Raw genomic sequence first — 5,693 nt, forward strand, 5'->3', positions numbered from 1 at the left:
GTTGCAACCACCCCTAGAATCTGCCAATTGCATGCGACATTGGGGGGGGAAGGGCGGGGCGGAGCGTGGGGAGGTGTGGGCTGGGCTCTGGGGAGGCGTGGGCCGGGGGCGTGGACCGGCTCGCCCAGCCCCGGCCTCGTCGATTCAGCGAAACCCGCTACGATTACTCCCATGGGTAAAGCTAGCCGCCGTAAGAAGGTCACCGATCCCGCCAAGCTCAAGGCGTATCGCCCGCCGATCCCCTTCGTCGCGCGCCCCTACGAGGGCCTGCCGAAGGAGATCGAGCTGGTCGCTATGCGCGAGCTCATCCCGGCGGCGACGCTGACCGCACGCACCGACGCCGACCACGGCGCCGTCGAATTCGACTTCGTCACCCTCCTGCCCGAGGGACACCCCGCGATGGTGCGCCCCGACGGCCGCATCCTCGTCGCGCTGCAGACCCGCTCGAACTCTGCGGATCTGAGCCACGACGCGGGCGCCGCGCTGCTTGCGGCGATCGCCGCGAAGGAGGCGGGCGACGAGGGCGTCATCTCGATCGACGTGCGCGAGCCGTCCGAGCGTCTCCAGGACATCCTCGACCTCGACAGCTTCACGGACATGAAGCTCGAGGAGGACTTCTCCTTCTGGTTCGACCCCGCCGAGGAGATCGATGACCAGACGCGTCGCGCCCTCGAGCAGAACCGCGACGAGATTATCCCGACCGAGCCCGTGCCCGGAGTCCCCGGCGCGTACTGGTGCGAGATGAACCGTAACTTCGTGCGTTTCCTGACGGACAACGACGAGGCCAAGCTCTTCGACGCGCTGGCCCGCCTGGCCGCGCGCGGCCAGGCTAACGTCGGTGAGGGCTCGCGCTACGTGGGCTCCTTCCGTGCGTGCGGCCTCATCGTCCCGGTCTTCGAGCTGCCCGAGCGCGCCAGCGCGGCCGACGTCGCGCCCGGCACGCAGGCCCTCGCCGAGGCCCTCGCCGAGGCCCTCACCGTCACCGAGCGTCTGGATGATAAGGAGCGCCGCGCGCGCCAGGGCCTCGTGTCCCGCGCCGTGACGATCCGCTGACGAGTTTTTACCTACCGTTTAGGCAGACTTGTCGCTCACATTACGGGCGGCGGGGCGCGAGAGTGCCCCGCCGCCCGTAGACTGTTATTCGTGAACTATCCAAGCGGATCCCGAGGATCCCACCCGCAGCGCGTCGCCGCCGTCATCGCTGCACACAATGTCGGCCGAGCCGTCGCCGCCACCGTGCGCGCGTGCCGCGCTATACCCGGCGTTGACCTTCTCATTGTCGTCGACGATGGCTCCACCGACGACACCGGGCGGGTCGCCAGAGCCGCGGGCGCCGTCGTCGTGCGCCACTCCGTCGAGCGTGGGCGCGCCTCGGCCATCGAGACCGGCGTGAAGGTGGCCGCCATGCGCGACCGCCCCGACGGGCCGCCCCGTCACCTCCTTCTTCTCTCGCCCGACCTGGGCGAATCCGCCGTCGAGGCCACCGCCCTGGTCGAGGCCGTCTTCGCCCGACAGGTCGACATGGCGATCGCCGTCCCGGCCACCGGCCGCGAGTACTCGGGCTACGGCCCCGCCGTGGTGCGCCGCCTCATCCGCCGCAAGACCGGCTGGTACTGCCACTACCCCCTGAGCTACCAGCGGTGCCTGACGCGCGAGGCCATCGACGCGGCCATGCCCTTCGCGGGACGCTACGCGCTCGAGGCCGCGATGACGATCAGCGTCCTGCGCGCAGGATTGTCCGTCATGGAGGTCCCCTGCAACTTCACGCACTCGGGCGCGGACCGATCGCTGGGCTCCCTGAACCGCCCGGCGCGCATGTTCGACGCGGTGCGAGCCACCGTCAGCCAGGTCTTCCACTCCGACGCTCGATCGAAGCGCCGAGCCGACCACGAGCAGGGGATCGGCGTGCCCTACCCGGCCCCGGCCTCGTCGCGCGACGAGGCGGAAGCGACCGACTCTCCCGGAGCGCGCCGGACGGAGATGGTCGGGTGAAGCGCCCGGATCGATTAGCCGTAGGGCGCGTCGTTGCGACCTGGTGGCTGCCCACCGTCATTGCGTGCGCCGTCGGCGCGCTCTACGTCTTCTATTCTGTGGCCCAGTGGCGCGCGCTCGTCGTGCCCTCCTGGGACCTGGGGATCTTCGCCGAGGCCGTCCAAGCCTACTCGCGCTTCGAGGCGCCCATCGTCCCCATCAAGGGGCCGGGCTACAACCTGCTGGGCGATCATTTCCATCCGATCCTGGCGCTGCTGGGGCCGGTGTATCGGCTCTTCCCCTCGGCGCTCACGCTTCTCGTCGTCCAGGACGTGTTGATCGCCGCGTCGGTCGTGCCGGTCGCGCGCTTGGCGCAGCGCCTGCTCGGTCGGGGCGGTGCGCTCCTCGTCGGGCTCGTCTACGGGCTGGGCTGGGGGCTGCAGGGCGCAGTCGGTGCGCAGTTTCACGAGGTCTGCGTGGCGGTTCCGCTGTTGGCGCTCGGGGGCGTCGCCTTCGTGGAGCGGCGGTGGGGCGCGTGCATGGCGTGGCTGGCTCCGCTGGCCCTCGTCAAGGAGGACTTGGGCCTCACGGTTTTCATGGCTGGCCTGGCGATCACGTGGCGTGGGCGCGGCGAGGGTCGGCCCGCAGTCCTGCGGGGCCTGGCATACGCGCTGTTCGGCATCGTCGCGTTTGTGGTGACGGTGAAGCTGTTGCTGCCCGCCATGAATCCCGCGGGCACGTGGGCCTACTCCCTCGACGGGTCCGCGACCGGGGCGGGCACGCCGATGGGCGGTTCGACCGCCGCGCGCGAGGTCCCCTCCCTGTGGGACATCCTGACGACCCCCTCTGTCAAGCTTGTGACGCTCCTCGTTCTTCTCGCGGGGGCCGGCTTCGTCGGCGCGAGCTCGCCCTGGTTCGCGCTCGTCCTGCCAACTCTCGCCTGGCGATTCGCGGGCTCCGTCGATACCTACTACGTGTGGGACTCGTGGCACTACAACGCCGTGCTGGTTCCTATCGCAGCCTGTTCCCTGCTTGACGTGATCAACCGGTGGCTCGCGCCGGAGCGCGCCGCCGCAGGGGACGACGCGGATTCTGAGGACGACGCCCCGGCCTCGCCGACGCGAGGGAGGCACGCGGGAGCGTGGGCGGTGGCCTGCGTGCCCGCGCTGTCTCTGGCGATCACGGCCTCGGCGCTGCCCCTGTGGCAGCTGCCCTCTCTCACGGAGGACCCGCGCATGGCGGCCGCCCAAGGCGCGCTCGACGCGGTGCCCGAGGGGGCGAGCGTCGAAACCGACACGACGCTGCTGGCCCGGCTGGTGCCTGGGCGCGAGGTCTACTGGGTGGGGACGAGCGGCACCATGGATACCCCTCCGGAGTATGTCGTCATCGATGTGCGTTCCTACGCCTGGGGCGGCCAGCACGTCGACGCCGAGTCGTGGGGGAGCGCCGCGCACCCCGGGCACACCTACGAAACCATCTACTCCAAGGCGGGCTTCCGCGTCGCGCGGCGTACCTCGTAATGCGGCAGGTGCCGCGCGGCGGTGAAGCTCCGGCCGTGCGGCACTATTTCATTGATTCCTACTACGGCTGCAGTATGGCGTATGCAAGCGCGCCAGCTGTATAGGCCGGTATTGCTGTTATCTGCTACCAAAGACCATTTCGCCACGTGTGTATGTTTCGACTCAGTTAATGAGACCCACGATTCTTTCGAGTTTCCCGAGGTAACCGAGATCATCCATTGCTCGGTCAGCAACGCGCCAATTGCCTTGGTGATCTTTGCTGAAGTCTCTCTCTGGATCCAGCAATCGCAAGATGTTCAGAATGTAGGACTGGCAACGTCTGTAGAGATGCTGTTTATCTTGGCAATCCTGTTCCTCGCTGGCCCGGTTGAGTCAGTTGCGTAAGGAGAGTTCCTGGTCGCCCTTTGTCGGCGGTGAATCGGACATGTGTATGCTCCTCGATGAACGCAGGTAGACGCTTCGTTCAACGGTTTAACGCTGAGTGGAAAGAAGCTGATGTGGCACAAGCTCAGCGCATGAATGAAACCTGTGTACTAGCCGACAATCGTGTTCGGATTTGCTGGTCAAGGTCTGTGTGTGGCTGGGACTAGAGAGAGATAGTCAGACCCATAGTGGCAGGTGTGCCGATGCGGAATCAGGTGGGTAGTGCGCGTCCGCGAAAATACTTGTGGGGGTGGTGGTGTGCTCGTCGGCTGATGATTGGTGTGATTGCGGGGCCGCGAAAGTGCTTGTTGCCTTGGGCACTGCACCCGATCCGTGGGCATTGCACCTCTTCTGATCGGGTGCAGCGCCCCACATCGGGTGTAGCGCGACGTAAAGGGTGCAGCGCCCCACATCGGGTGCAGCGCCCGATAACGGGTGTAGCGCCCCACGTCGGGTGTATTGCGTGCTGAGAACAAGACGCGGCTGCTCTGTCGGCTTCATCAGTCAGTCGAACACGTCGCGCAGGCGAGATACGGTGCGTGCAACGTGTGCGTGACGTGTCGGGTCGGAATCTAGCCGGCGCTCTTGCTCGCTGGTGAGCCCCATTGCTGCATCCGGCCAAGGCCGTCAGCAGCAATGGGAGTCGAATTCTCGCAGGTGTGCTCCACCCTACTTCGCCGTGCGCAGACGCAGCGAGTTGAGGACCACGAACACGGACGAGCACGCCATCGCGGCGCTGGCCAGCATGGGGGAGAGCAGCCCCGCGATCGCGAGCGGCACCATCAACACGTTGTAGAAGAACGCCCAGAACAGGTTCTCCTTGATGATGCGCAGGGTGCGGCGCGAGACGCGGATCGCGGTCGCCGCCGAGGTCAGAGACGAGTTCATGAGCGTCATGTCAGCGACCTCGATCGCCACGTCCGTGCCCGAGCCCATCGCGATGCCCAGGCCCTTCGTGCTCGCCTGCGCGAGGGCGGCCGCGTCGTTCACGCCGTCACCCACCATTGCGACCGTGCGGCCCTCGGCCTGAAGGGAGGCGACCGTGTCGCGCTTGCCGTCGGGCAGGACGCCCGCGATGACGCGGTCGATTCCGACCTGATCCGCGACGTGTCGGGCCGCGGCCTCGTTGTCGCCCGTCAGGAGGATCGGCTCGATGCCGAGCTCGCGCAGCTGAGCAATCGCATCAGCCGACGACTCCTTGACCGTGTCACGCACGACGAGAGCGGCGATCGCGCTGCCCTCGACGCGCTCGGGAATCACCAGGGACGAGGCCGTGGCCCCCTCCCGCTCGCCGGCGCCCGAGATGGTACCGGGCTGGGTGGGGGTACCGGTATCCCCGGTCGCGCTGTCGCCGGAGGCGGGTGCGCCATCGGCGGTCGCGGCCTCGGAACGGGAGGTGATGGTGCCCGTGTAGCCGGCGGCATTCACGACGGCCTCGAGTTCCTCGTCGGTGTGCGGGGAGGTGAGGGTGATGCGCGCGGATTCCGTGGCCAGGTTGACCTCGGCTTTGACGCCGTCGAGTTTGCCGAGCTTGCGTTCGACGCGGCGCACACAGGACGCGCAGGTCATGCCGCCCACGCTCATGGTGAGGGTCGCGAGGGGCAGATCCGCGTCGGGGCCGGGCAGTGTGACGGATGCGGGCGTCACGGACGTTGCGGCGACTGTCGCCGGGGTGGAGGTTGCTGCGGAGCCCAGGTTCGGCGCGAGGGCGGCGACGACGGCGGAGGCGCCCGAGGCCTCGGCCTCGCGGACGGCGTCGAGGAGAGAAGCGGGTACGTC

Annotated in this window: 4 protein-coding genes; 3 read left to right on the forward strand and 1 reads right to left on the reverse strand. The window is 67.9% G+C overall.

Annotated elements, in window-relative coordinates; genetic code table 11:
* The first annotated feature begins 171 nt into the window (after nucleotides 1-171).
* From HMPREF1138_RS02375 to HMPREF1138_RS02385, 3 genes are all read left to right on the forward strand, one after another.
* Nucleotides 172-1,053 (forward strand): DUF5926 family protein, encoded by an 882-nt coding sequence (locus HMPREF1138_RS02375; RefSeq protein ID WP_009056113.1) that lies wholly within the window; start codon nucleotides 172-174, stop codon nucleotides 1,051-1,053.
* 90 nt (nucleotides 1,054-1,143) lie between these two features.
* Nucleotides 1,144-1,992, forward strand: coding sequence for a glycosyltransferase family 2 protein (locus HMPREF1138_RS02380; protein WP_009056111.1), 849 nt, complete (start codon nucleotides 1,144-1,146; stop codon nucleotides 1,990-1,992).
* Nucleotides 1,989-3,491, forward strand: coding sequence for a DUF2079 domain-containing protein (locus tag HMPREF1138_RS02385; RefSeq protein ID WP_009056107.1), 1,503 nt, complete (start codon nucleotides 1,989-1,991; stop codon nucleotides 3,489-3,491). The genes HMPREF1138_RS02380 and HMPREF1138_RS02385 overlap by 4 nt, the downstream gene beginning before the upstream one ends.
* Nucleotides 3,492-4,583: 1,092 nt before the next feature.
* On the opposite strand, the gene HMPREF1138_RS02395 is transcribed toward HMPREF1138_RS02385, so the two are convergent.
* On the reverse strand, nucleotides 4,584-5,693 hold a 1,110-nt coding region (locus HMPREF1138_RS02395; RefSeq protein ID WP_009056109.1), incomplete at its 5' end, for a heavy metal translocating P-type ATPase.

Source organism: Actinomyces sp. ICM58 (assembly GCF_000283035.1).
Lineage (GTDB): Bacteria > Actinomycetota > Actinomycetes > Actinomycetales > Actinomycetaceae > Pauljensenia.